Here is a 24314-nt window from a genome sequence, read left to right on the forward strand (position 1 = left end):
GTGTCAACGCTCATTCGAATTGGTGCAAAATCAGGAGGGCGGCCTGCCCCGCTCTGTGAGAACCCGTGGGTTGTAACATGAAATCTCACACGAACACCGAGGAGCACCATGGCCACTGTCGGCACTCTGGGCGCACAACAACGCAGAGCGATGCTGCAAGAGCGCCTCAACCACGATGGCGCTCTGCGTCTCGACGACATCGCGGAAGAACTCTCGGTCTCCGCCATGACCGTTCGGCGCGACCTCGATGACATGGAAGCCGAAGGACTGCTGCGTCGCGTCCGCGGTGGCGCGATCTCGATCGCCGGGCCCCGCCCCTTTGACGAACGCCGGGCAGTGCGCTCCCGCGCCAAGCAGGTCATCGCCAGCAAAGCCGCCGCCCTCATCCCCCAGTCCGGATCGATCGCCCTCGACGCCTCCACCACCACCGGCACCATCGCCAGCACACTTGGCCAACGCGAAGGCCTCTCGGTCGCGACCAACTCCCTCGAAAACTTTGTGGTGCTGCGAGCGATTCCCGGCGTCACCGGAATGGTGACCGGCGGCGAATCAGAGCCGAACACCGAAAGTCTGGTGGGGCTCCTCGCCTGCCAGGGTGCGGCATCCGTTCTGTATTCGCGTTTTTTCTCTTCGGCGAGCGCCGTTGACCCAGTACTCGGTAGCTCGGAAGTTTCGCTGGCGGAGAGCCAAGTGAAGCAAGCGTTCGCGAGTGCGGCCCGCGAAACAATCCTTTGCGTTGATTCGTCGAAGCTCGATGACCGCTCGATCTCTGTGAGCTTCAATTTGCGCGACGTGGCCATGCTCATCACTGAACTTGACCCCCGCGACTCTCGTCTCGATGCGTACCGCGAGCATGTTGAGTTGCTGTGATGCCCCCTTGCGCTTCAGCGTAAGTTATTGTTAGATTTCACAAATACTTACAAACGCGACGACACAGGACACTCGGATGACAAACCCCACTGCAGCTGAACTCATCGCACGCTCGAACCGTCTCGGTTCCGATCCGCGCGTCACCAACTACGCCGGCGGCAACACGTCGGCTAAGGGCACCGAAACGGATCCCGTTACCGGCGAGCCCATCGAGCTCATGTGGGTGAAGGGCTCCGGCGGAGACCTCGGCACCCTGAAGGAAGCCGGCCTCGCCGTGCTGCGCCTCGACCGCCTGCGTTCGATGACGAACGTCTACCCGGGCATCGACCGCGAAGACGAAATGGTTGCCGCGTTCGACTACACGCTGCACGGCAAGGGTGGCGCCGCGCCATCCATCGACACCGCCATGCACGGACTCGTGGATGCTGCGCACGTCGACCACCTGCACCCTGATTCCGGTATCGCCATCGCGACCGCCAAGGATGGCAAGAAGCTCACCAAGAAGGCTTTCGGCGACAAGGTTGTCTGGGTTGACTGGCGCCGCCCCGGCTTCCAGCTCGGACTCGACATCGCCGCCATCAAGGAAAAGAACCCGAAGGCCATCGGCTGCATCCTCGGTGGTCACGGCATCACGGCGTGGGGCGACACGAGCGATGAGGCCGAAGCCAACAGCCTCTGGATCATTAAGACTGCCGAAGAGTTCATCGCCGCCAAGGGCAAGAAGGCCCCGTTCGGTCGCACCGTCGCCAAGAACGCCGCGCTGCCTGAAGAGGAGCGTCGCACCAAGGCCGCTGCCCTCGCCGCCACCATCCGTGGCATCGCCAGCCACGACCGCCCCATGGTCGGTCACTTCACCGACGCCGACGTCGTTCTCGACTTCTTGGCTTCCGCTAACGCCCCAAAGCTCGCCGCCCTCGGCACGAGCTGCCCCGACCACTTCTTGCGCACCAAGGTGAAGCCGCTGCTGCTCGACCTGCCCGCCAACGCCTCGATTGAGAAGAGCATCGAGCGCCTGAAGGAACTCCACGAGGAGTACCGCAAGGACTACACCGCGTACTACGACAAGCACGCCACCGATGACTCCCCCGAGATCCGTGGCGCTGACCCGCTCATCGTTCTCGTTCCCGGTGTCGGAATGTTCAGCTACGGCGCCAACAAGCAGACCGCCCGCGTTGCTGGCGAGTTCTACGTCAACGCCATCAACGTGATGCGCGGCGCCGAAGCCCTCTCCACCTACGCTCCGATCAGCGATGCCGAGAAATTCAACATCGAATACTGGGCACTCGAAGAAGCCAAGCTGCAGCGGATGCCGAAGCCCAAGTCGCACGCGACGCGCGTCGCTCTCGTGACTGGCGCAGCATCCGGTATCGGCAAAGCCATCGCTACCCGTCTGGCAGCGGATGGCGCCTGCGTCGTCATTGCTGACCTCGACCTTGAGAAGGCCCAGGCCGCTGCTGCCGAAATCGGCAACACGGATGTCGCAATCGGCCTCAAGGTCAATGTGACCGACGCTGCTGCCATCGAGCGCATGGTGCAGGATGCCGTCCTCGCCTTCGGCGGTATCGACATCGTGGTGAACAATGCGGGCGTTTCACTCTCGAAGCCCCTGCTGGAGACCACCGAGCAGGACTGGGACTTCCAGCACGACATCATGGCCAAGGGTTCGTTCTTGGTCTCGAAGGCTACCGCGCCGGTTCTCATTGAGCAGGCCATGGGCGGCGACGTCATTTACATTTCGTCAAAGAACGCGGTCTTCGCTGGCCCCAACAACATTGCGTACTCGGCCACCAAGGCCGACCAGGCTCACCAGGTGCGCCTGCTCGCGGTCGAGCTGGGCGAGCACGGCGTGAAGGTCAACGGCATCAACCCCGATGGCGTTGTGCGTGGTTCGGGAATCTTTGCGGCAGGCTGGGGCGCCAACCGCGCCAAGACCTACGGCGTTGAAGAAGAGGACCTCGGCAAGTTCTACGCTCAGCGCACGATCCTCAAGCGTGAGGTTCTGCCCGAGAACGTTGCCAACGCTGTCTCGGTGCTCACGGGCCCCGACCTCAGCCACACCACGGGTCTTCACATCCCCGTTGATGCTGGTGTTGCGGCGGCCTTCCTCCGATGAACGCACAAGTTGTCGCCGCGGTCGATCTGGGTGCGACCAGTGGCCGAGTCATGCTCGGCCACGTGGGTCACAACGAGCTCACGGTTCGTCCCGTGGCACGTTTTCCCAACGGGCCAGTTCGCCGCGCCGATGGCTTGCACTGGGACATTGATGCGCTCTACTCGAGCGTGCTCGCCGGTTTGGCGGCGGCGGTTCGTGAAGAGCCGCAGTTGTCGAGCATCGGTGTTGACTCGTGGGCGGTCGACTACGCGTTGATGACGGACGGGCAGATGGTTGCTCCTCCGTTCCACTACCGTGACGATCGCACCGCGGCCGGAGTAGAGCGCGTGCACGCGATTGCCGATCACGCCGAGCTCTATGCCTCAAACGGGTTGCAGTTTCTCCCCTTTAATACGCTGTACCAGTTCGCCGCCGAGCAGAACCTTGCCGACGCCGATGGTTTCTTGCTCGTGCCCGACCTCATCAACTACTGGTTGACAGGCCGTCAGGTTGCCGAGCAGACCAACGCCTCGACCACGGGATTGCTCAACATTGCAACCGGCCAATGGGATGACGCGCTCATCGAGAAACTCGGATACTCCCGCAGCCTCTTCCCCGAGCTGGTTACTCCCGGCACTACGTTGGGGCCGGTGCGCGACGAGCTCGGCATCCGTGCCGACGTGGTCGCCGTTGGATCGCATGACACGGCATCCGCTGTCGTCGCGGTTCCGGCAACGAACGACGACTTCGCCTACATCTCGTGCGGCACTTGGGGGCTCGTAGGCGTCGAGCTGAACTCCCCCGTGCTCACCGAGGCCAGCCGGGCCGCCAACTTCACCAACGAGGGCGGCGTCGACGGACGGGTGCGTTACCTGCACAACGTCATGGGCCTGTGGCTGCTGAGCGAATGCGTGCGCGACTGGCAGAAGGATGACGCCAGCGTTGACCTTCTCGAACTGTTGGCTGCGGCATCCGCTCTCACGACAACGGTGCCGATCTTTGACGCCAACGACCCACGCTTTCTCGCCCCCGACGGCATGCCGGAGCGCATCGCCGCCTGGTGCACCGAACACGATGTGGCAGCACCGCAATCGCGCGTTGAGTTTGTGCGCAGCATCATCGAAAGCCTCAGCGTTGCTTTTGTGGATGCCGTCCACACGGCATCAGACCTCTCCGGAAAGTCGGTGTCGGTCATCCATATCGTCGGCGGTGGCTCGCAGAACGAGTTGCTCTGCCAACTGATCGCGGACCGCAGTGGAATGCCGGTGCTCGCCGGCCCCGTGGAAGCCACGGCGATCGGCAATGTGCTCGTTCAAGCGCGGGCTCAAGGTTTCGTCGAGGGCTCGTTGGAGGCGTTGCGTTCGCTCGTCACCACCGCGTTCTCGCCCAAGCGCTACCTTCCGCGTTCGCGCTAGGGTCCACGCTTTCGTTTAACAACACAGCGCCTGCCACCGTTCGATTCGGTAGCAGGCGCTGTGTTGTTGAACCGCGTTAGCGCGCGCTAGCTTTCGTCGAGCATCGGGTAGGTAAGCCCAATCTGGCGGCGGATCTCGTCGAGCGTGTGCATGATCTCGATGGTCTCGCTCGGCGACAGAATGTCGTTGGCGATCTCGCCTGCGGTGACGAGGCGCTCGAGTTCGGCGGCCTGAAACTGCATGCCGCGACCGGTGACGGTGCCATCGAATTCTTCGACAACAGTGCCCTTGCCATCGAAGCGCGTGTAGGTCGTGGGCGCGTACCAAGTCTCGGCGATTTCGATGCGGCCTTCGGTTCCGACAATTACGGCGCGCGTGGGGCCAGCGAGGTCGAGGGTGGTCTGCAGCACCGCTTGGGCTTCGTCGCCGTAGCTGAAGATCATCGAGGTCTGGCGGTCGACATCCGTCACTGTCTTGGTGGCGACGGCCACGATGCTCGTGGGAGCGCCGAGGATGTCGTAGGTGAACGACACGGGGTAGATACCGAGGTCGAGCAGCGCTCCGCCGCCAAGCAACGGGTTGTTGAGGCGGTGCAGCGGATCCATTGAGATGTTCTGGTTGTGGTCGGCCATCACACTGCGGATCTTTCCGAGCGCGCCCTCGGCGATGAGCTGGCGGATGCGCACCATGTGGGGCAGGTAGCGCGTCCACATTGCTTCGAGCACAACAAGGTTCAGTTCGGATGCCCGGGAGACGACGTTCTCGGCCTGGGCAGCGTTCATCGTGAACGCCTTCTCCACGAGCACATGCTTGCCGGCGTTGAGGGCCAGCAGCGCGTGCTCTTCGTGGAACGGGTGGGGAGTAGCGACGTAGATGGCGTCAACGTTGGGGTCGGCAACGAGGTCTTCATAGCTGCCGTGAGCGGTCGGGATGCCGTACTCGGCAGCGAACTTGTCGGCCGATTCCGCGGTGCGTGATCCCACTGCAACAACGTTGTGGCCGTGCTCAATGAGGTCGCTGGTTTGCAGGCCCGCGATCCACCCGGTGCCCAGAATTCCCCATGCCACTTGCTTCGTCATGCCATCTCCTTTGTTGTGCACGAAAACATATGAAATCAATCTAACAGGTGTCTATTTTGCTTTGTCTTACATTCTGTTAGATTGTTTGACAATCCGAATCAACGAAGAGGGAGCGCACCATGATTGAGAACGCTGCAGTGCTCCCCGAGACCGTTGCTCAGAAGCTTCGCGCCGACATCATCGCCCAGCGCGATGCCCCCGGATCGGCCATCACCGAGTCGGCCGTCGCCCTGCGGTTCGGCGTTGCCCGCCCCACCGCACGCATCGCCATCGACCGCCTCGTCGCTGATGGCATCCTGCGTCGCGAAGCTCACCGGGCCGCACGCGTGCCCGAGCTCAGCTACGACGACGTGCTCGACCTCTTTGACACTCGTTCCATCGTGGAGACCGCCGCGATGGCGGCGCTAGCCGAGGCCGGCGCGATTCCGGCAGAAGCGCTGGCAGCCCATCGGGCGCTCACGGCCACCGATGATTTCGCGCACCACGACATCCAATTCCACCGTGCGCTCGTCGCCGGTCAGGCCAGCTCTCGCCTCACTCGTCTGCACGAACTGCTCATGGGCGAAGTCGAGCTGTGTATTGGGCAGGTTCAGTCCGCTCAACTCATTACCGCCCACGAGGTGGCCGAACAACACCAGGGCATTCTCGATGCCATCACCGCCGGGGATGCCGCCGCCGCAGAGCACCTCACCCGCGACCACATTCTGGGGGCGCGCGATCGCCTCCTCACCCACCTCGACACCGACACCGATCTCGACACCGACAGCTAAGGCACCTCATGGTTAAGCGTCAATTTCCGAACCCCGTAGAGCTTGCGAAGCTCATGAAATTCAAGGGCCCCGAGCTCAACGGTAAGAAGCGCCGACTCGACAGCGCGCTCACGATCTACGACCTCAAAGACATCGCCAAGCGCCGCACGCCCAAGGCTGCCTACGACTACACGGATGGCTCGGCCGAAGGCGAAATCTCGCTCAGCCGTGCGCGCCAAGCATTCGAAGACATCGAGTTTCACCCGTCGATCCTTCGCGATGCGTCCAACGTTTCCACCACCACCCAGGTTCTGGGCGGCACCTCCGCGATGCCCTTCGGTATTGCGCCAACGGGATTCACACGCCTCATGCAGACCGAGGGCGAGATTGCGGGCGCGGGCGCCGCAGCGGCAGCAGGCATTCCGTTCACTCTCTCGACGCTCGGCACGACATCCATTGAAGACGTGAAGGCCGCGAACCCGAACGGTCGCAATTGGTTCCAGCTGTACGTCATGCGCGAGCGCGAAATCTCGTACGGACTCGTCGAACGCGCGGCCGCCGCCGGCTACGACACCCTCATGTTCACGGTCGATACCCCCATCGCCGGTGCCCGCTTGCGCGACACCCGCAACGGATTCTCGATTCCGCCGCAGCTGACGCTCGGCACGATCGTTAACGCGATCCCCCGCCCCTGGTGGTGGTTCGACTTCCTCACGACTCCCCCGCTGGAGTTTGCGTCACTCTCCTCGACCGGCGGCCGCACCGTCGGCGAACTGCTCAACTCGGCGATGGACCCGTCGATCAACTACGAAGACCTCAAGGTCATCCGCGCCATGTGGCCGGGCAAGATCGTCATCAAGGGAGTGCAAAACCTCGAAGACTCGAAGCGCCTTGCCGACCTTGGTGTTGACGGCATCCTGCTCTCGAACCACGGTGGCCGCCAGCTCGACCGCGCGCCCATCCCGTTCCACCTGCTGCCCGAAGTCGCCCGCGAGGTCGGCAACGACGTCGAAGTAATGGTCGACACCGGCATCATGAACGGTGCGGATGTTGTGGCTTCGATGGCGCTCGGCGCCAAGTTCACGCTCATCGGCCGCGCCTACCTCTATGGCCTCATGGCCGGAGGACGCGAGGGCGTCGACCGTACGATCGAGATTCTCTCCAGCCAAATCGTGCGCACCATGAAGCTGCTGGAAGTCACCAGCATCGAAGAACTCGAGCCCAAGCACGTCACCCAGTTGCAGCGCCTCGCACCCCGTGCCGTCGCGCCGAGTGCCGCCGCCGCGGTTCCCGCTAAGCGTGCTGCGCCGCGCAAGGCTGCCACGTCAGCTCCGGCCACAGCGAAGGCCGTCACCAAGAACGCTGCCGTAAAGAAGTAAGGCCACTCGCGCCGCAGGTTGTGGTGGGCTGCCGCGCGAGTTCTCTACCCCCGCCGAGTCTGGCTTCTGACGTGAGTCGGCTAGGACTCGGCGGGGCATAGGGTTAATCACCGTGACTCAGAACTCCCTCGATACTCCTCCGCCTGTGTGGCGCGCTCCCGGAATGCCAGCCTTGCTGGTGCTGACGGCGGCAGGCTTCGGGGGTTTCGTTGTGCTGATTCCCGTCGCTCCCTTGTGGGCCATTCAGGGCGGCGCGACAGAAGCAGGCTCCGGTCTCGTCAACGGTTTGTTGCTGCTCGTCACCGTCATGACGCAACCCTTTGTTCCACGCCTGCTCGATCATTTCGGCACCGGGCGCGTACTGGCCGCCGGGCTTGTGCTCCTGGGGGCTCCCCCTCTGCTGCTCCTTCTCTCTGATCAGCTGGCATGGATTCTCACTATCTCGGCGGTGCGCGGTGTTGGCTTCGGCATCCTGACCGTCACAGGTTCGACCGTGGTGGCGAATCTCGTCGATCGCGCTCAGCACGGTGCCGCCGTCGGAATCTACGGTGCCGCGATTGCTATTCCGCAAATTCTGCTCGTGCCGACCGCAACGCTGCTTGCCGATTCCGTCGGCTTCTGGGCCGTCTTCGCCCTCGGTGCGCTCCCCCTCCTCGGCATCAGTTCTGCACCACGCCTTGCACGCATTCTTCGCGGGCAGGCCGCCGAACGCGACCTTCTGCCGCCCACCGGTTCCACGCCGATCGTGTCGACTGACGGCGGAAAATCTCAGCGACGGATGCTCGCCATCAGCCTTCTACGCCCGATGATGTTGCTCAGCGGTGTCACCCTCGCCGGTGGTGCACTGCTCACCTTCGCGCCGCAGATGAGCTCCTCGCCGGCAGCAACAGCCGGCGCGCTCGCGCTGTTGACCCTCAGCGCCGCCGTCACGCGCTGGGCCATCGGTGGGCTCTCCGACCGCTACGGCGCCCACCGCTTTCTGTGGCCGCTCGTCGTCATTTCGGTCGCGGGCCTCCTCGCGATCGCCCAAGCCGTGCAGAGCCCAGACGCGACCGGCATCCTGCTGTTCCTCCTCGGCATGACCCTTGTTGGCATCGCCTACGGCGGACTGCAAAACCTCACCCTCGTGATCTCGCTCGCCGCCGTGCAACGCAAGCAATACGGCACCGCTAGCGCCGTGTGGAACATCGGCTTCGATCTCGGAACAGCGCTCGGCTCCGTGCTCGTCGGAACCCTCGCGACCGCGTTCGGATTCCCGCCCGCCGTTTTGGTCGCAGCCGCAATCTCGCTAATGACCCTGCCACTCGCGTTTATGCGCAGACCAAAGGTCACCGACTAGCGAACGCGCGGGGCGCGATCAGCAGTGCTCGAAGGTGTACCCGGCTGCGCCAGACGGCGGGAGGGCGCTGGGCTCAGCTGTTAGCGGAGCTGAGGCCGAGCATCCGGCCAGCACGACGAACACCGCCGCGACACAGAGCGCAGGTAGCGATGATCGCCGCGCGCGCTGTCATGCGGTGGAGCTTAGGCCGCTCCGGTGCGACGCGAGATGTACGTCGCACGCATGTGGGAGCGATGAGGTGGCAGCTCTGCCCGAATGAGCGCGAAGCTCGAAACGATTGCCAACAGAGCAGAAAGACCCAACACCAGGGTCGGAAGCGGTGGGATGCCCGCGGCTACGTCAAGCCCGGTGCCGGCCACGATCAGCCAGACGGCGGCTGCCGCAGCGGCGGTAAGGCTCGCCAGAAGAACCACTACCCACCCGAATACTTTCTTATTCATAATTGCCCCCGTGCTTTCAGCTCTGCCTGGTTAATGCGACTGTGTAGCGTGAGCGAAAGCCTGAGGCTTTCTCTCTACTTGAACGCTAGACCCCAAATGGGGGCCAATCTAGTCGTCATTAAGGCGGACTAGCTCGTGTCGCTCTAGGCGAGTCGAAGCAGTCGAGCGCGCAGTTCTTTAGGCGTCGATTCGGGCATTGCTGAGGAGAGTTCGCTGCGCTGGGGTAGCGCTCCGCCTTCGGAGACAATCGTGATGGCGCGGGCGAGGCTGCCACGGCCGACGTGCACGAGGGCGTTGTCATCGGCGTGCATTTCGAGCAAGAGGGCGACTTCGCGGGAGGCGTTGCGCGCGGTGGGCAGCCAGGGCAGCGACACTTTCCACGCGGTGAAGAAGATCAGCACGATGTCGTGGCGCAGACGAACGTGGGCTCGTTCATGCTCGATGACCGCTTGAAGCTCTTCTTCGTCGAGCAGTTGCAGCAGCCCAGCGCTCAGCACAGTGATGGAGGTGAGTGCGCCGGGGAGGCAGTACGCGACGGGAGCGGGGGTGTTGATGACTCGCGTGCCGGGGCGATCAGACATCGGTTCGCTCAGCAGGGTGATGAGTTGGGAGTGCCGCGCGCGTTCACGCTCCGCGTAGACGACGGTGACGAGGAGATTGAGCAGCAGGTGCGCGGTGAGGAAGAGAGCTCCCGAGAGGGCGAGTAACGACCACACCGAGGAGCCTTCGGGGAGTTCGTTGTGGGTGACGAAGCGCCACATGCCAGTGGCGGCATCCGGAAGGTCGGTTGCGAAGGTCGCCGCACCGAGCAGCACGAGTGAGACGATCATGCTGAAACCACCGACGAGCGCGACAAGTTGCCACACCAGCAGACCGAGGGTGGGGCGACGATAGGCCCAGGTTGCTCCGGCCAGCAGTGCGGGCAGAGGCCACGCCAGCAGGATTGCGATGAGGCCGAGCGTGATCGCGGCGGCTACCACGGCTAGCGTCCGGCGAGAATGCGGCGGAGGGTTTCGGCTTCTTCGTTCGTGACCTGCCCGACGAAGCGCTCAAGAACAGCGGTGCGGTCGTTGGCCCCGCCCAGCACTTCGTGCATGAGGTCGGCCATGTGCTCAGCACGAACAGAAGCGGCACGGTAACGGTGGGGGCGCACGTCGCGCTCACGCACCACGAAGTTTTTCTTTTCGAGACGGGAAAGAACGGTGAGCACGGTCGTGGCAGCGAGCTCGCGGCCCGACGATTCAGGGGATGCGAGTGCGGCCTGCAGGTCGTAGGCCGAGAGGCTTTCGCTATTCGCCCACAGCAGGTCCATCACGCTGCGTTCGAGTTCACCAAGGGAATTCATGAGCCAATTCTACCCTAAGTAGAAATAATTTCTACGAGGGTGTAGAAATGTATACACAGCAGTTCTACAGAATGTAGAACTAGAGCGCCGTCACACAGCAGCAGCAGAAAGGTCCGGAGTGGATCCCCTAGAAATCGCCAGATGGCAATTCGGAATCACCACCGTCTACCACTTCATCATGGTTCCGCTCACGCTCGGCCTCGGCCCTGTCGTGGCGCTCATGCAAACCCAGTGGGTGCGCACGGGCGACGAGAAGTGGCTGCGCATGACCAAGTTCTGGGGCAAGTTATACCTCATCAACTTCATTATGGGTGTGGCCACCGGCCTCGTTCAGGAGTTCCAATTCGGCATGGCCTGGAGCGAGTACTCCCGCTACGTCGGTGACGTCTTTGGTGCCCCGCTCGCCATGGAGGGCCTGCTCGCCTTCTTCTTCGAATCCGTCTTCCTCGGTCTCTGGATCTTCGGCTGGGATCGTCTCGGCAAGAAACTTCACCTCGCGACCCTCTGGATCGCCGTTGCCGGTTCCGTCGTCTCCGCCTTCTTCATCATCGTGGCCAACTCGTGGATGCAGCACCCGGTTGGTGTTGAGCTCATCGACGGTCGCCCCGTCATGACCGACATCTGGGCCGTGCTCACCAACAACACCGCTCTCTCCGCCTACTCGCACACCGTCATGGGTGCCATCGCGGTGGGTGCTGGCTTCGTCGTCGGCATCTCTTGGTACCAACTCTGGCAGCGTCGTCGCGATGGCATCGATACCGTGGATGCCACGGGCCGTGTCGTCGTCGGCGAGAACCTCAGCATCCCCGGCCGCGACCGCAAGGACCACTCGGTTTGGCTCACGAGCATCCGCATCGGTGCTGTTATTGCAATCGTCGGATTCGGCGGGGTCGCCATCACCGGCGACCTGCAGGCCAAGCTCATGTTCGAACAGCAGCCGCTCAAGATGGCCGCCGCAGAAGCGGCCTGCCACGACGGCACGAGCTTCTCGGTGCTCTCGATTGGCCCACTCGGCAGCCAGAACTGTGAAGACGTCGTGGGTATCATCGAGATTCCCGGCATCCTCTCTTTCTTGGCCCATGGTGACTTCGACACCGAGATCAAGGGTGTGAACACTCTCATTCCCGAGTACCAGGCGTTGTACGGCACCAACCTGCCGGATGACCCGCTGTACGGCGAGCGTGCCGGCCAGGAGATCAACTACCTGCCCATCATGGAGGTCACCTACTGGGGCTTCCGCCTCATGATTGGCTTCGGAATGCTCGCGGCCGCGTTTGCTGCCCTGACCCTGTGGATTGTTCGCAAGGGAACCGTTCCGCAGTCCAAGTTCCTGATGGGAACCGCTCTGCTCAGCATTGCCGCCCCCTTCGGCGCCAACATCGCCGGCTGGGTCTTCACCGAAATGGGCCGCCAGCCCTTCGTGGTCGTGCCCAACCCGACGCCCGGTGGCGTTGACGGCGTGTACATGTTCACCGCGGCCGCCGTCTCCCCTGGAGTCAGTGGCGAAGAGATCATCTTCTCGCTCGCGGCGCTCGCTCTCGTCTACGCCTTCCTGCTGGTCTTCGAGGTCAAGCTGCTCATCAAGTACGTGCGCGGTGGCGTTGCCTCAGCGATGCCCGAGCTCGGGCATCCCGAAGGCGACACCGGCGATGGCAGCGACCCAGACGATCCCAACAAACCAGACAAGCGCGACGACGTTCTCGCGTTCGCCTACTAAGCAGAAGGGCAGCTAATCATGGAACTTCTTCCTACAATCTGGTTTATCGCGATCGCGGCCTTGTGGATCGGCTACCTCCTTCTCGAAGGCTTCGACCTGGGCGTCGGGATGCTGCTGCTCTTCAGCACCCGCAAAGACCGTGAGCGTCGCCTCATGCTCAATGCCATCGGCCCGGTCTGGGACGGCAACGAGGTCTGGCTGATCACGGCCGGAGCCGCCACCTTCGCTGCATTCCCGTTCTGGTATGCATCGCTCTTCTCGGCGCTGTACATCCCGCTGACGATTGTGCTCGTAAGCCTTATCTTCCGCGCGGTTGCGATTGAGTACCGCGGCAAAGGCTCCACCGACAAGTGGCGCATGTGGTGGGACCGCGCTCTCGGCCTCGGCTCGCTCGGTTCGGCTTTCGGTATCGGCGCAGCCCTCGCGCTCACCACCACCGGCCTTCCCATCGACGCCAACGGAGACCGTGTTGGCGGTGCCTTCGCCTGGTTTACGCCGTACGCCGTCCTCGGTGGCCTCGCAGTAGTTGGCTTCTCTCTCGTTCACGCCTCCGTCTTCCTCGGCCTCAAAACCGATGGCGCCGTGCGTGTTCGTGCCCGCAACTTTGTGGTGCGGTGGAGCCCCGTTGCCCTGCTTCCGATCGTCGCGTGGGTGCTGATCATCCAGTTCCAGAACGGCACCCTCATTACGTGGTTGCTTGTGGTCATCGCCGTGATCGCGGTGGTCTTCGGCTGGATCAGTGCGCGTGCCGGGCGTGAAGGCTGGGCCTTCATCGGTATCGCAGCGTTCTTGGTGGCCGGAGCGTCATCCATCTTCGCCGCGGTCTACCCCGTGGTGCTGCCGTCGACGCTTGACCCGGCGTTCAACCTGACTATCTCTAACGCGGCGAGCGGCGAATATACGCTTGGCGTCATGAGCGTCGTGACCGCGTTTGGTCTGCCACTGGTGTTCATCTACCAGGGCTGGACCTACTGGGTCTTCCGCAACCGCCTGAGCGATCACCACCTCCCTGAGGCGCACATCGTGAAGCCTGCGGTTGCCCCCGCTTCTCCAGCTAGTCCCCCCGCTTCTTCAGCGAGCTAGGGCACGATGGAGGGCATGAGAGCCAAACTCCACGAACGACTCGCAGCGGGCTTTGGCCCGGGCGGTGTGCACACACTGTTCGGGCTGGGGTTGCTGTCGTCCCTCAAGGGATTGGCGCTCGTGCTCATGGCCGAGGCGGTTGCTCGAGGTGTCGTCGGCGTCATTGAAGCGGATGCCGCAGCCTGGCAGTTCGCAATCGTTCTTGGTATCGCGGCTGGCCTCCTCCGCGCGGCTACCGCGTGGGCTACGGAGAGTTTCGCGACCCGCGCCGCGTTAGGCGCCAAGGAGGCTCTGCGCCACGAACTCGCGGAGCGAGTACTCACCGGCTCCGACGCCCGCTCGGGAGCGAGCACCGCGATTGCGACCGTCGGTCTTGATGAGCTCGACAACTACTTCCGCGTGGTGCTGCCGGCGATTGTGATGACCGCAACGGTTCCGCTGCTGGTCGGCCTCCGCATCCTCTCGGTCGACTGGGTGAGTGCGCTCATTGTTGTGCTGACGATTCCGCTCGTTCCGGTGTTCATGGTTCTTGTCGGCGGCCACACGCGCGAGCGTGCCGATGCGGCCAGCGCCAGCCTCGAACGGCTCTCTGATCATCTGGTCGAGTTGGCCCGCGGCCTTCCCGTTCTGGTGGGTCTTGGCCGTGTCGCCGAGCAGTCGAAAGCCTTGCGGTCGATCTCCGCAGAGAACCGCACGAAGACGATGGAAACCTTGCGCACCGCGTTTCTTTCGGCGCTCGTGCTCGAACTCATCGCCACCATTTCGGTCGCGGTCGTTGCTGTCTTTGTGGGCGTACGGCTGGTGGATGACCAGCTCTCCCTCACCGTCGGCCTTATCGCGCTCGTACTCGCCCCGGAGTGTTTCGCACCCTTTCGCGAGCTGGGCGCCGCGTTCCACTCCTCCGAGAATGGGCTCACCGCGCTGCGTCGTGCTCGCACGATCATCGACGCACCGCGCGCTCGGGAGCATCGCCAAAGCGCTGGCGCCTTCCGCGTCGTGAACCTCACGATCGCCTACGAGGGTCGTGCCCTTCCTGCAGTCAACGAGCTCAACTTCCGCGCGACGCCCGGCACCATCACTGCTCTGGATGGGCCGAGCGGCAGCGGAAAATCCAGTGTTCTTGAGGTGCTCGCAGGCAATCGCGAGCCCAGCGGCGGTAGCGTGTGGGGCATCGACGTTTCCCGCGTGGCCTGGGTTCCGCAGCATCCGCACACCGTTGCTGACACTGTGCTCGACGAACTTCGTCTCTACAGCAGCGACGAAAAAGCCATCAAGTCGGTGCTGCTTGATCTCGGCCTCACCGCCGTTGCCGAGGCCGACCCGCGCCAGGTGAGCCCTGGCGAGCTGCGCCGCATTGCCGTCGCGCGCGGACTGCTGCGCGTCGAAGCGGGCGCCACCCTGTTGCTGCTCGATGAGCCGACCGCCCACCTCGACCCGGCATCCGCTGCCCGCGTTGAAGCCGCGATTGCTGAGCTGCGCGGTCGCCCCGTCACCGTGCTGGTCGCGTCGCACGAGGCGGGCATTGCGGCGCTGGCCGATCAGGTGGTGGCCGTGGGCGCTTCGGGCGGCACCCGTGCCGTCGAGGCACGCGTTGATCCGCTGACGGTTGACGGCGAGGTGGATGCTGACGCTCTTGACGCGCCCCGCACAACCCGTGCGACTCTCGCCAGCCTGCTCGAGTTTGTGCGCCCCTCCCTCGGGACTCTCGTCGGAGCAATTGCTCTCGGCGTCGGCGCGAGCCTCTTCGCGATCTCGCTGACTGCCATCTCGGGGTGGCTAATTGTGCGGGCGAGCGAGCATCCGCCCATCATGTTCTTGCTCGTGGCCATTGTGGGAGTGCGTTTCTTCGGCATCGGTCGCGCGGCTCTGCGTTACGCGGAACGCCTCGCCACCCACCGCGCCGTGCTCGGTTCGGTGATCGAGCTGCGAGTTGCCCTGTGGAATGGTCTGGGCGCTCGGGCGCTCGGTTCGCGCGCCCTTGCCAATGGCGGGGTTGCGCTCGACTACCTCGTCGCTGCCTCTGACCGGGTGCGCGATCTCGTGCCCCGCGTCGTGCTGCCTCCCGCCGTTGCTCTGGGCACGTCGCTCGCCGCGCTCATTGCGGTCGGGTTGCTGCACGCTCCCGCGGTTCCCGTGTTGCTCGCGGGGCTCGCGGTCGGGCTCATTGCGGCACCCATCATCGCCGTGATCATCGACCGCTCGGCCGCCAACGGCATCGCCGAAGTGCAGTCCCGCGTCGTGCGCGCCTTCGCCGCCATGACCGGTGCGGCCAGCGACCTGCGCGCCAACGGTGTCGGCCAACGTATGCTCGCCCGCCTCGATCACATCGACGCCGAAGCTGGCGCACTCTCCCGCCGCAGCGCCCGCGCCCTCGGAATTGGCAACGCCGTCGTCGTACTCGCCTGCTCCGTGACCGCCGTCGCGATGCTACCTATCGCCGCTCCCGCCGTCGTCGCCGGAACCCTTCCCATCGGAATCGTCGCCGTACTCGTGCTCATCCCCATCGGTCTCGTGGACTCGTTGATCGCGTTCGTCGACTCCGTGCAGCAGTGGCCGGCGCTCAGTGCTGCGCTTGCGAAGGTTCGCGGGGTTACTGCGGGAGTTGAGCGTGCGGATGCTGCTGGTGCGAGCGCAGACCGACCACTTTCTGACGTGACCGTTCTTGAATTGCGGGAGCTCGGCATCCGCTGGCCTTCGAGCCCGACGCTGGCTTTCTCGGGCGCAACCGCTCGGGTCGAACGTGGCGAATGGCTTGTCGTCGAGGGTCCGTCGGGCGCGGGCAAGTCGACGTTGTTGGCGGCGCTGCTCGGGTATCTTCCGGCGGCCGCTGGCTCGTGGAGTCTCAACGGGGTGGATGCGCGCGAGCTGTCGCCCGAGCAATTGCGCGCGGCGGTCACGTGGTGCCCGCAGGAGTCGCACCTCTTCGATTCGACGATTCGCGCAAACCTGCTGTTGGGCCGCGCGCACGATGATCAGCCGACCGAGCAGGAGCTCGTCGCGGTGCTGCGTCAGGTAGGTCTTGGCCCGCTCTTCGATTCGCTCGACCGTGGCCTCGACACTCGGGTGGGTTCGGCGGGCGAGAGCCTGTCGGGCGGTGAGCGTCAGCGCCTCGCGGTTGCCCGCACCCTGCTGACGCGGGCAGATGTCGTGCTGCTCGATGAGCCGACAGCCCACTTGGATGCCGCGAGCGCCGAGCAACTCATCACCGACCTGCGCACGGCTCTCGCCGACAAGATCGTGGTGCTCGTCAGCCATCACGATGATGAGCGTCGCGACTCCGATGTGAGCTTGCGGCTCGGGGCGCGCGAGCAGGTTGCTGCGGTCTAGCTCGGTTACCCGTACACGCGGTGAGCGGCTTCGATAGTTACCATTGAGACAACGTCGTTTTTCAGAACAGTTGCCGGAGGAAGCGATGACACGCAAGATGAAAGCTACCGAAGCGTTGTTCTGGGCCGGGGTGATTCTTGCTGGCGGCTCCCTGATCCTTCTTCTAGTGCGAGTAATAGTGGACAGTCTGACCCCGCTGGCGGTCCTTGCTCATCTCCTTACTCTCGCCTCGGGATTAGTGCTCATTTGGCAGCACCGGCGCGCGACAAAGAAACCCTAGACCTTGCACCCGCGCCGAAACCTCAAGGACATCGCCGCCGTCCTCGGTTGCATCGTGGTGGCATTGGCGCTGGGCACTGTGCTCGTAGTGCTGGGAACTGGCTCAACAGGCTCGGAGCTGCTGCACGCTTTCGCCCGTGCAACCGCAGTGGGGCTCCCGGTGGCCGCCCTGTTCGGTGTGCCAACGTGGTTGTGGCTGAGCGCACGACTTCCCGCTCGAGCGCTCCCCATCGCACTATTCATCGCGCTGAGTCCACTCTTCGGGATCGTGCCCGGTGTCGCCGTCTTGGTGACGGGGCTCATCTTCCACCTCGACAGCCCCGTGTTCCTGAGCATGTTCATGATCGCGGCTGGAGCGTGGACCGCACCTCTCGCGACTGCGCTGTACTACCTAGTTCTGGGCAAGCGACCGCGTATCGCAATCTCACTCGGCGGCATCGTGGTTGTTCTCGCGCTGCTGGGCTGGGTGAGCATCTGGCTCAGCTCCGTCTAGCGTTTCAGCGAGCGCGTCACCGCGAAGTCCGATTTCCGCGAGTTGTGCGGCCCCGTCCGCCCGATACTGATGAGGTGAATACCTCAAGTTCGGATGCCACGCGATGACGATTGCTACGTTCGCAGCGCTCATCGTGTTCCTCTTTCCGTTGGCGTACAGCCCGGGACCGGGCAACACGTTCTTTGCGGCGATCGGAGCATCGCGCGGACCTCGGGCTGCCGTGCCCGCTCTCGCCGGCTATCACGCAGCAACATTCATCGTGACGGCGGCGATCGGCTTGGGCCTTGGCGCGACAGTGCTGATGCATCCCGCCTTTGTCGTCGTGCTGAGCGCTGCCGGCAGTCTGTATGTGTTGTGGCTCGCGTTCACGTTCATCCGCAGCGCTCGGGCTCGTGCTCGGGCTCGGGCAGGGGCTCTCTCCGAGGCACTAGCTGCAGAACTGGTCGCGTCGAACTCAGCGGCGACTTCGGCAGAATCGACCGAGTCGCCGACGCCAGCACTCCCTGAGCCTGCGCAAAAGATCGGCTTCTGGAGCGGCGCATTAGTGCTGCTCTTGAACCCCAAGGCGTATTACATCATCGTCGTCATGTTCGCCCAGTTCCTGCGCCCCGAGGCGAACAGCGGGCTCGCAGCCGTGCTGCTCATCACTGCAATCTTCACGCTCAACAACCTGATCGCCTTCATCATCTGGACGGCAGGCGGGCGGATGCTCACCGCTCTCTTTCACGGCGAACGAGCCCAACAGCTCATCGACTACCTCTTCGCGGCAACCCTCATCGGCGTCGCAATCTGGATGGCGCTGCCGCTGTTCGGGCTCGGTTAGAGACTCGACTCCCCGAAGCGCTCGCTTCCGAGTACCCACTGCACGTCCTCCGGTGCAGACACGAGCCCCACAGCCCAGTCGACATCCAGCCGGATGCCTGATCCGGGCGGGCCAGCCAGATCGTTGCTCACAATGGCATCGGCAATGCTCGCCGCATCATGCGGCTCGAACTCTGCGGTCAGCTCGTCCACGTCAAAGGCTGCTCCGAAAAGCGTCGGGCTCTCCAACCAGCGGCACAGCACAACGAGTCGCGTTTCGCTGAGGGTGCGCCCGGCCACGAATTGCGTCTCGCGCGAAACCGCGGTCGCCTCCGCCGCGCGCTGAACAAAGAGCGCCTCAATCGCGGTGAGCAGTTCACTTGCGTTCGTCATGTTTCACTTCCCACCTAGCTCCCGAACAGGTCGCTCGCGACGGTCTTGTACACCGATTCCGGGTTCGAGGGGTGGTAGATGCCGGCGAGCACATCGCGTTGCAGGCGCGAGAGTTCGCTCGTGCTGCGGAAGGCTCCTCCCCCGGCTGAGCGCATCACCTGGTCGACAACGTGGCGTGCGGTTTCGATACTGCGGTGCTTCACACCGGTCAGTTTGCGGAACCACCCAGCCCCGTGATCCACGAGCCCATCAACGTCATCGACGATGCTGTGCAGTTGGGGTTCGATCGCATCGAGCGCGAGGGCGGCATCTGCCATTCGCCAGCGCAGATCCGGATGCTCGGAGTACGCCTCTCCGCTGATGGCCGAGCTGCGCTGCTGCAGTGCTTCGACCCCGAGTTCGAGGGCGCGGTCGGCAAGGCCCGCATACACGGAGGCGATGAGCGGCAAGAAGTTGGCGAACACCGCGAAGATGAACGGATCGGCATTGGGGCCGACGGGTAGCACGCGGGCGACGCGGTTTGCCGGAACGAAGGCGCCATCCAGCACCGTGGTGTGACTTTGAGTGGCGCGCATGCCGAGGGTGTCCCAGTCGCCGAGCGACCGCCAGCCGGGCTCATCGCGAGAGATGAAACCGTGCACGAGGGTTTCGGTGCCGTCGTCGGCGGTGTGCTTGCCGAAGAGTCCGAGCTGGGTCCATGCGGGAGACAGCGAGGTGAAGATCTTGGTGCCCGTAAAGGCGTAACCGCCCTCGACGGTTTCGGCGGTGGTGAGGGAGTCCCACATGACGAGATCGTTGCCGGGTTCGCTCAAGCCGAAAGCAAATATTTCGCCGGCTTCGGCATCCGCCAACAGCCAGTCGAGGCTCGAGTCGCCGCGCTCGCGCAGAGCCCAGGCGACGCCGATCCACACGAGGTGCATGTTGATGGCGAGCGCCGTGGCCGGGGCGTACGCGGCGAGGAGGCGCTGATCATCCGACAGCTCACGCAAACTGCGCGGCTTCAAGTAGCCAACGGCACGCAGCTCTTGCAGGTCTTCGGTGAAGAAGATGTTCTCGCGGTCGTAGCGCGCGGCCCGCGACCGGATGCGATCAAGCAGTGCTGGGGTGAGTACCGTCATGGGTCAACGCTACTCGGTGTCGATAATCGCTTGGTCTGCCTGATCGCGGCGTCGGACGCCGAACCCAATTCGTCCGCGCGGCGCCGCCTCATAGGGCAGAGCGAGCGAAACAAGCGTCGCAACATCATTGCTGGTGAGCGGGTTAGGCCAAAACTCGCGTTTCACGCGCTCTGGGTCCACCCGCCCGGAACCATCAGGGCTCTTTTCCGCCTTACGGACCTCCGGGTCAATGCTAAATGTGAGGAGCAAGGCACCGCGATCTGGACGACTCAAGGCCTCCGCAGCGGGGCCTGCGAGGACTGTCTGACCCGGCTTCTCCGTAATAACTTCAAGGGCCGCTCTATGGCGGCGCTCGCTACCGGCGAATCCCGGGCGGTCACTTCGACGCCGACGTTCCATTATCGAGACAGTGATGTCGCCAACAATCCGACGGTGGCTCACGCCGAGTTCGGGGACCAGAACCGCCCAGTCCTTAATTAGACCTTCTTCCGACGCCTTTTTGATCAGGCTTATTGTCGGAGAAAATTGGTCACGCGAGAGCATCTCGAACTGTCCAAGTGCGGTGATCACTTCTTCGCTGGTTAAGATTGCTGTTCGAGCCTCGAACTTGGTGCCTTCGATTCCGAAGTATTCGCCAACACCGGCCGACAACTTTGGAATCCACGCAGAAACTGCGTCAAAGTGCTTCTTATTACGAGCACCATCCCCGCGGTAGTCGTGGGCGTTGAAGTCTTTGACAACTCCCCCAGTGCCTTCATATTGCAGCACCGCGTTGTACATTTTATTCGCACCAGTCGGGCGGAGCCAAGGCAGTTGCTGAAAGACCATAGGTGGAACATGGATGGGGCGTACTACGGGCTTGCCCTCCTCTGTTCTGTCAGCAAATTTCTTGAGTTGGTCGCGAAATTCCTCTTCGTCTTCGACGATCGACGTAAACGCGCCATAAAGATCAAAGGACTTTTTTCGGCCGTCGAGCACCTCTCGTCCGATGTATAACCGCACGAGGTCGTTATGTCCCGGTCGATATCCGAACCATCGTCCCATTTGCATGAGTGTGTCCGCTGCTATGGTGCGTCTTCGGTAATACGAAACGGTGAGCCCTTCTACAGTGAAGCCACGACTGAGCTTGGCACCGCCGACCATGATGCGCCAATATGGTCGAACCTGAAAGTCCATCGCGCTGTAATCGCTCTCTTTAGACCCGTTCACGACAACCACCGGGTCACTGTCGGCCGTAATTGCGTCAACAGCAAGACCGATGTAAGGCTTCAACTCATCGAAATTGTGGGGCATCGGCAAATGCCCCCATTCTGATCGAGACTCGGTTACGGGCAAGAAATCATCGACAAATAGGCCTAAGAGTCGCGCGAAGCCCCTCGGCGAGCTATACCCAGCCTCGCCCCAGACGGATCGAAATGTCGCTGCAAGCTCAGAATGGTCTGCGACTCTGATGGACGAATGCACAAGCATCGTGTGGTGCCGATATCCGAACTTGCTGTCCTGATCTTCACGCCACTTCTTGATGGCGCCGCTGAGCACAAACGCGTCGATAGCACTCCGGATTTCTAAGCGTTCAGCCTCTGGGTCCTCAATCCCGTCAGCACGCAGGTCTCGGACAAAAGCGGCCTCGTTCGAAACCCCGGGATCGCCTTTGTGGGCTGGGTCGAAGCCGGATAGATCATGGAATTGTCGCCCTCCCATATACTCCGCTGACGGCTCAAGGCTGACGATAAAGTCCTTCGGAAAGATGTCTTCGGAGTCATCTGGCGAAATAAATACGTTTGCAAAAGGTGTTGCTGTATATCCGATGTACTGAGCCCTGGGCAAGGTCGTAAGCAGCTCATTGATGAGCTTGTTTATCGCGCTGCGCTTCTTTTGCTCATCTGCCGCCGCTTTCTTGGAACGCGGGTTCACCGTATTAACAGAGGCTTGATCCGCTTCGTCATCAATGATGAGCACAGGGATTTCACGCACATCCGCACGAATATTTTTTAGATCTTGCAACAGGTCGCTGAGCGCCTTGGGGTGTTTTTTCATCACGGCGATGCGCGCATCTACTGAGTGAATATTGTCTGCGTGATAGACAGGCTTCTCCGGCTCCCGCAACTCTCCCGTCCGGCGGAAGTCCAAGGCATCACGACCGAGTCGGAGCTTTCTGAAGTCCTTACCGACTGTGGTCAACCGCTTAATCGCCGGAATTCCTGGGGTTGAATGAATGTCCACCGCGTGCCGAAGAAACTTTCCGTCGTACCAATCTGTGTCCTGCGTGCCGATGTAGTCGATGTCTCGGATCGCTGTTTCGTCGGTCCTGTCGACACCTTCGAGAATATTCTCTTCGCCCACTAATTCCATATCGAGTCGGCGCTGAGTCTGCTGTCGGAGTAGTTCAATTGTTCCGGTCAACACGATTACGAGTCGATATCCAGCGTCAACTGCCTTTGCCACGATTCCGGTGAAGTTCGCCGTCTTGCCGCTTTGGACGTGACCAACGACTAACCCTTTTGCCTGATAGCCCACCTCGGCGCTCGGATCAGACAACCGTCCGACGATGTCTGTCGTCGACTTGTTGAGATTCGTAAGTGCGTCAACGTCCCATCCTTTGCGCTCGAGGACGCCACGGTACGCTTGCCAATAGAAATCGTTCGACCTCTGCCGATCTGCCGTGTACCAGGGGTTCCAAAGCTCGGAATCAACGATCATCGCGTCCATCTGCGACGCACTTGGGATTTTGGTATCCAGCTCCTCTCGCGCTCCTGTGGAGAGCTCGAGCCGTTCATAGATAAGGTCTCGACGTTCAGCGCTCCAAGGTTTAGTGCCAGTCGACCAAGGGGCCGGTGAAACTGCATCCCACTGCGCGAGAGCCATGTGCATTGCTCTCCACGTTGGGTCCGTCTTATCTCTAGAGACGATTGCGTTCAAAACGACCTGCTCAGTCACCTCCACAGCATCTCGACGCAACTTGAATTCGACGAGCTCAAGCAAGGGTTCTGGCCCCGATTCTCGAATTCCATTTAGCGAATCTCGGATCGCCGACTCAATAATCGAAGAAATGCCGTCATTCATACGATGTCCTCACAGAATCCATCGAGCGGTGCCGGCACCTCGGCGTAGGGAAGGTGCGTTGCGTCTAGACGATAGGAGACACGAGTGACAAGACTGCGCTGTGGAACGACTGAGTCGAGGCGAGCTGCCGTAATGGCGGGGAACGCATCGTCGACCAGATAACCGCGGGGCACTGATCGCAATTGATATCGAATTCCGTAGAGATCGCCGTCGCGGTCCCTCCACCCAAGTCCCTCGATCGCAGAGTCAAAGGATCTCGACGCATGGTGGAGTTTTGACCGCACGGACGCAATAAGAGATGGAAGAGTGAAGGAGTCGGAGGCTCCTCCTGCACGAGTTATCTGAACAGAAATAAGATATAGCGGCCGTTCAGGTTCTGGCTGAAGTTGAGTGTCAGACCCGATCACGTGCGCCCGACCTTCGGAGCGAGTGCATTTCACCTCTGCGTCGAAATCCCCAAAGCCAAAGTCGTGTTCCTCTGAGAGCGGCCCGAGCCATGCTGCGATCGCGGCATCTTCGCCGTCAGCATCGATCACATGCGAGAGCACGAGCAACTCCCCGATCAGACCAGTTATCCGCTCTTCAGTAAGTCGCGAACGGCTAGCAAGCAAGTCCTTTAGCCCCTCGAGCGACTCAGATACGGCATGCCTAAATGACGCTCCGGCTCGCAACTGATCAACGATCGACTCCACGAGAACGTATCCCTCGTACCGCATATCAGTGCTGTCGACTGTCATTTCGTACCAGTCGGCGGTGGCGTCATTAGGACGCTGGCGCTTGATCGAGATTCTTTCGTACGCGGTCACCTCCGGCGGACTTCCCGCAGCTGGCGTAAGAAGCTGGATTTCGTCCCGAACGGGATCTATGACGAGTCGCGCGTCGGGCTCTTCGCTCAGAGTGAAGGCTGTGCGAATTCCCAATCGGAAGTACTCCTCGACTACATCCGGGGTCAGATGCTGCGGGTTTATGACTTCACTCATCTTTTCGTTTTCCAGATTCCGGTGGTCGAGGGGACCGCGTTTCCCGCAAAACTACAGCGAGCCACTAAACCCATTTCGTTGTCCCTAACTATTCCTAAGCGCGCCCCCCCCTAAAGCAACTCCACGAGGTTTCGTATTCCAGAGTGCCAAAAGCTCATCTCCACGAACGCGCACACCCTTTCTATCTCATTCTTGAAATATTTGATGGTCACTCGCCTTTACCTACCCGAGGAATCATCCCTGTGGCCCTCGGACTGGGTGCGCACACGTCGAGTGCTCTCTCTTCAAAGGAGCAGTGCAGCACTTGCACCCGCGAACTGGAGGGCGACGAATGTCGCCACGCACTAATACG

Annotated in this window: 19 protein-coding genes; 11 read left to right on the forward strand and 8 right to left on the reverse strand. The window is 62.3% G+C overall.

Annotated elements, in window-relative coordinates; genetic code table 11:
* Nucleotides 1-108 precede the first annotated feature (108 nt).
* The 3 genes from I6E51_RS00420 to I6E51_RS00430 all read left to right on the forward strand — a co-directional run bounded on the left by I6E51_RS00420 (nt 109) and on the right by I6E51_RS00430 (nt 4377).
* Nucleotides 109-870, forward strand: coding sequence for a DeoR/GlpR family DNA-binding transcription regulator (locus tag I6E51_RS00420; RefSeq protein WP_197107020.1), 762 nt, complete (start codon nt 109-111; stop codon nt 868-870).
* A gap of 76 nt (nt 871-946) precedes the next feature.
* Nucleotides 947-2983 carry a bifunctional aldolase/short-chain dehydrogenase gene (locus tag I6E51_RS00425; protein WP_197107019.1) on the forward strand — a complete coding sequence of 679 codons (2037 nt, stop codon included), beginning with the start codon at nt 947-949 and terminating at the stop codon, nt 2981-2983.
* The gene (locus I6E51_RS00430) at nt 2980-4377 is read left to right on the forward strand and encodes a rhamnulokinase family protein (protein ID WP_197109079.1); all 1398 of its coding nucleotides are present in this window, start codon (nt 2980-2982) and stop codon (nt 4375-4377) included. Before I6E51_RS00425 ends, I6E51_RS00430 begins: the two co-directional genes overlap by 4 nt.
* Before the next feature lie 86 nt (nt 4378-4463).
* Here I6E51_RS00430 and I6E51_RS00435 read toward each other — a convergent pair whose 3' ends face one another.
* Nucleotides 4464-5456, reverse strand: coding sequence for a Gfo/Idh/MocA family protein (locus tag I6E51_RS00435; protein WP_197109080.1), 993 nt, complete (start codon nt 5454-5456; stop codon nt 4464-4466).
* A 119-nt stretch (nt 5457-5575) separates the two neighbouring features.
* Here I6E51_RS00435 and I6E51_RS00440 point away from each other — a divergent pair, with 119 nt between their 5' ends.
* The 3 genes from I6E51_RS00440 to I6E51_RS00450 all read left to right on the forward strand — a co-directional run bounded on the left by I6E51_RS00440 (nt 5576) and on the right by I6E51_RS00450 (nt 8923).
* A complete protein-coding gene (locus tag I6E51_RS00440) occupies nt 5576-6226 on the forward strand; it encodes a GntR family transcriptional regulator (protein WP_197109081.1) in 651 nt (216 codons plus the stop codon).
* An 8-nt stretch (nt 6227-6234) separates the two neighbouring features.
* Nucleotides 6235-7584 (forward strand): alpha-hydroxy acid oxidase, encoded by a 1350-nt coding sequence (locus I6E51_RS00445; protein WP_197109082.1) that lies wholly within the window; start codon nt 6235-6237, stop codon nt 7582-7584.
* Between the two features lie 112 nt (nt 7585-7696).
* Entirely contained in the window at nt 7697-8923 is a 1227-nt protein-coding gene (locus tag I6E51_RS00450; protein ID WP_307783732.1) for an MFS transporter, read from the forward strand.
* A gap of 182 nt (nt 8924-9105) precedes the next feature.
* Here I6E51_RS00450 and I6E51_RS00455 read toward each other — a convergent pair whose 3' ends face one another.
* The 3 genes from I6E51_RS00455 to I6E51_RS00465 all read right to left on the reverse strand — a co-directional run bounded on the left by I6E51_RS00455 (nt 9106) and on the right by I6E51_RS00465 (nt 10708).
* On the reverse strand, nt 9106-9363 hold the full coding sequence (locus tag I6E51_RS00455) for a hypothetical protein (protein ID WP_197107014.1): 258 nt from the start codon (nt 9361-9363) through the stop codon (nt 9106-9108).
* 143 nt (nt 9364-9506) lie between these two features.
* Complete coding sequence (locus I6E51_RS00460; protein WP_197107013.1) at nt 9507-10343, reverse strand: M56 family metallopeptidase; 837 nt, start codon at nt 10341-10343, stop codon at nt 9507-9509.
* Nucleotides 10344-10345: 2 nt separating this feature from the next.
* Entirely contained in the window at nt 10346-10708 is a 363-nt protein-coding gene (locus I6E51_RS00465; RefSeq protein WP_197107012.1) for a BlaI/MecI/CopY family transcriptional regulator, read from the reverse strand.
* A gap of 118 nt (nt 10709-10826) precedes the next feature.
* Here I6E51_RS00465 and I6E51_RS00470 point away from each other — a divergent pair, with 118 nt between their 5' ends.
* From I6E51_RS00470 to I6E51_RS00490, 5 genes are all read left to right on the forward strand, one after another.
* The gene (locus I6E51_RS00470; RefSeq protein WP_197109083.1) at nt 10827-12425 is read left to right on the forward strand and encodes a cytochrome ubiquinol oxidase subunit I; all 1599 of its coding nucleotides are present in this window, start codon (nt 10827-10829) and stop codon (nt 12423-12425) included.
* Nucleotides 12426-12443: 18 nt separating this feature from the next.
* Nucleotides 12444-13508 carry a cytochrome d ubiquinol oxidase subunit II gene (gene cydB, locus I6E51_RS00475; RefSeq protein ID WP_197109084.1) on the forward strand — a complete coding sequence of 355 codons (1065 nt, stop codon included), beginning with the start codon at nt 12444-12446 and terminating at the stop codon, nt 13506-13508.
* 15 nt (nt 13509-13523) lie between these two features.
* Nucleotides 13524-16835 (forward strand): thiol reductant ABC exporter subunit CydD, encoded by a 3312-nt coding sequence (gene cydD, locus I6E51_RS00480; protein ID WP_197109085.1) that lies wholly within the window; start codon nt 13524-13526, stop codon nt 16833-16835.
* A gap of 283 nt (nt 16836-17118) precedes the next feature.
* Nucleotides 17119-17607 (forward strand): hypothetical protein, encoded by a 489-nt coding sequence (locus I6E51_RS00485; RefSeq protein WP_197107008.1) that lies wholly within the window; start codon nt 17119-17121, stop codon nt 17605-17607.
* 103 nt (nt 17608-17710) lie between these two features.
* Nucleotides 17711-18430, forward strand: coding sequence for a LysE family translocator (locus tag I6E51_RS00490; RefSeq protein ID WP_197107007.1), 720 nt, complete (start codon nt 17711-17713; stop codon nt 18428-18430).
* Here I6E51_RS00490 and I6E51_RS00495 read toward each other — a convergent pair.
* The 4 genes from I6E51_RS00495 to I6E51_RS00510 are packed head-to-tail and all read right to left on the reverse strand — an operon-like array spanning nt 18427 to nt 23962.
* Nucleotides 18427-18801 (reverse strand): hypothetical protein, encoded by a 375-nt coding sequence (locus I6E51_RS00495; RefSeq protein ID WP_197107006.1) that lies wholly within the window; start codon nt 18799-18801, stop codon nt 18427-18429. The two genes, I6E51_RS00490 and I6E51_RS00495, sit on opposite strands and share 4 nt — an antisense overlap.
* 14 nt (nt 18802-18815) lie before the next feature.
* Nucleotides 18816-19919, reverse strand: coding sequence for an acyl-CoA dehydrogenase family protein (locus I6E51_RS00500; protein ID WP_197109086.1), 1104 nt, complete (start codon nt 19917-19919; stop codon nt 18816-18818).
* A 9-nt stretch (nt 19920-19928) separates the two neighbouring features.
* Complete coding sequence (locus I6E51_RS00505; RefSeq protein ID WP_197109087.1) at nt 19929-22982, reverse strand: Z1 domain-containing protein; 3054 nt, start codon at nt 22980-22982, stop codon at nt 19929-19931.
* Nucleotides 22979-23962, reverse strand: coding sequence for a PD-(D/E)XK motif protein (locus tag I6E51_RS00510; RefSeq protein ID WP_197109088.1), 984 nt, complete (start codon nt 23960-23962; stop codon nt 22979-22981). Before I6E51_RS00510 ends, I6E51_RS00505 begins: the two co-directional genes overlap by 4 nt.
* Between the last annotated feature and the right edge of the window lie 352 nt (nt 23963-24314).

The sequence above is a fragment of the Salinibacterium sp. NSLL17 genome, assembly GCF_015864935.1.
Lineage (GTDB): Bacteria > Actinomycetota > Actinomycetes > Actinomycetales > Microbacteriaceae > Rhodoglobus.

Coding starts and splice junctions, on each gene's coding strand:
- I6E51_RS00420 (WP_197107020.1), top strand. CDS start 109: ATGGCCACTGTCGGCACTCTGGGCGCACAACAACGCAGAGCGATGCTG.
- I6E51_RS00425 (WP_197107019.1), top strand. CDS start 947: ATGACAAACCCCACTGCAGCTGAACTCATCGCACGCTCGAACCGTCTC.
- I6E51_RS00430 (WP_197109079.1), top strand. CDS start 2,980: ATGAACGCACAAGTTGTCGCCGCGGTCGATCTGGGTGCGACCAGTGGC.
- I6E51_RS00435 (WP_197109080.1), bottom strand. CDS start 5,456: ATGACGAAGCAAGTGGCATGGGGAATTCTGGGCACCGGGTGGATCGCG.
- I6E51_RS00440 (WP_197109081.1), top strand. CDS start 5,576: ATGATTGAGAACGCTGCAGTGCTCCCCGAGACCGTTGCTCAGAAGCTT.
- I6E51_RS00445 (WP_197109082.1), top strand. CDS start 6,235: ATGGTTAAGCGTCAATTTCCGAACCCCGTAGAGCTTGCGAAGCTCATG.
- I6E51_RS00455 (WP_197107014.1), bottom strand. CDS start 9,363: ATGAATAAGAAAGTATTCGGGTGGGTAGTGGTTCTTCTGGCGAGCCTT.
- I6E51_RS00465 (WP_197107012.1), bottom strand. CDS start 10,708: ATGAATTCCCTTGGTGAACTCGAACGCAGCGTGATGGACCTGCTGTGG.
- cydB (WP_197109084.1), top strand. CDS start 12,444: ATGGAACTTCTTCCTACAATCTGGTTTATCGCGATCGCGGCCTTGTGG.
- cydD (WP_197109085.1), top strand. CDS start 13,524: ATGAGAGCCAAACTCCACGAACGACTCGCAGCGGGCTTTGGCCCGGGC.
- I6E51_RS00490 (WP_197107007.1), top strand. CDS start 17,711: ATGACGATTGCTACGTTCGCAGCGCTCATCGTGTTCCTCTTTCCGTTG.
- I6E51_RS00495 (WP_197107006.1), bottom strand. CDS start 18,801: ATGACGAACGCAAGTGAACTGCTCACCGCGATTGAGGCGCTCTTTGTT.
- I6E51_RS00500 (WP_197109086.1), bottom strand. CDS start 19,919: ATGACGGTACTCACCCCAGCACTGCTTGATCGCATCCGGTCGCGGGCC.
- I6E51_RS00505 (WP_197109087.1), bottom strand. CDS start 22,982: ATGAATGACGGCATTTCTTCGATTATTGAGTCGGCGATCCGAGATTCG.
- I6E51_RS00510 (WP_197109088.1), bottom strand. CDS start 23,962: ATGAGTGAAGTCATAAACCCGCAGCATCTGACCCCGGATGTAGTCGAG.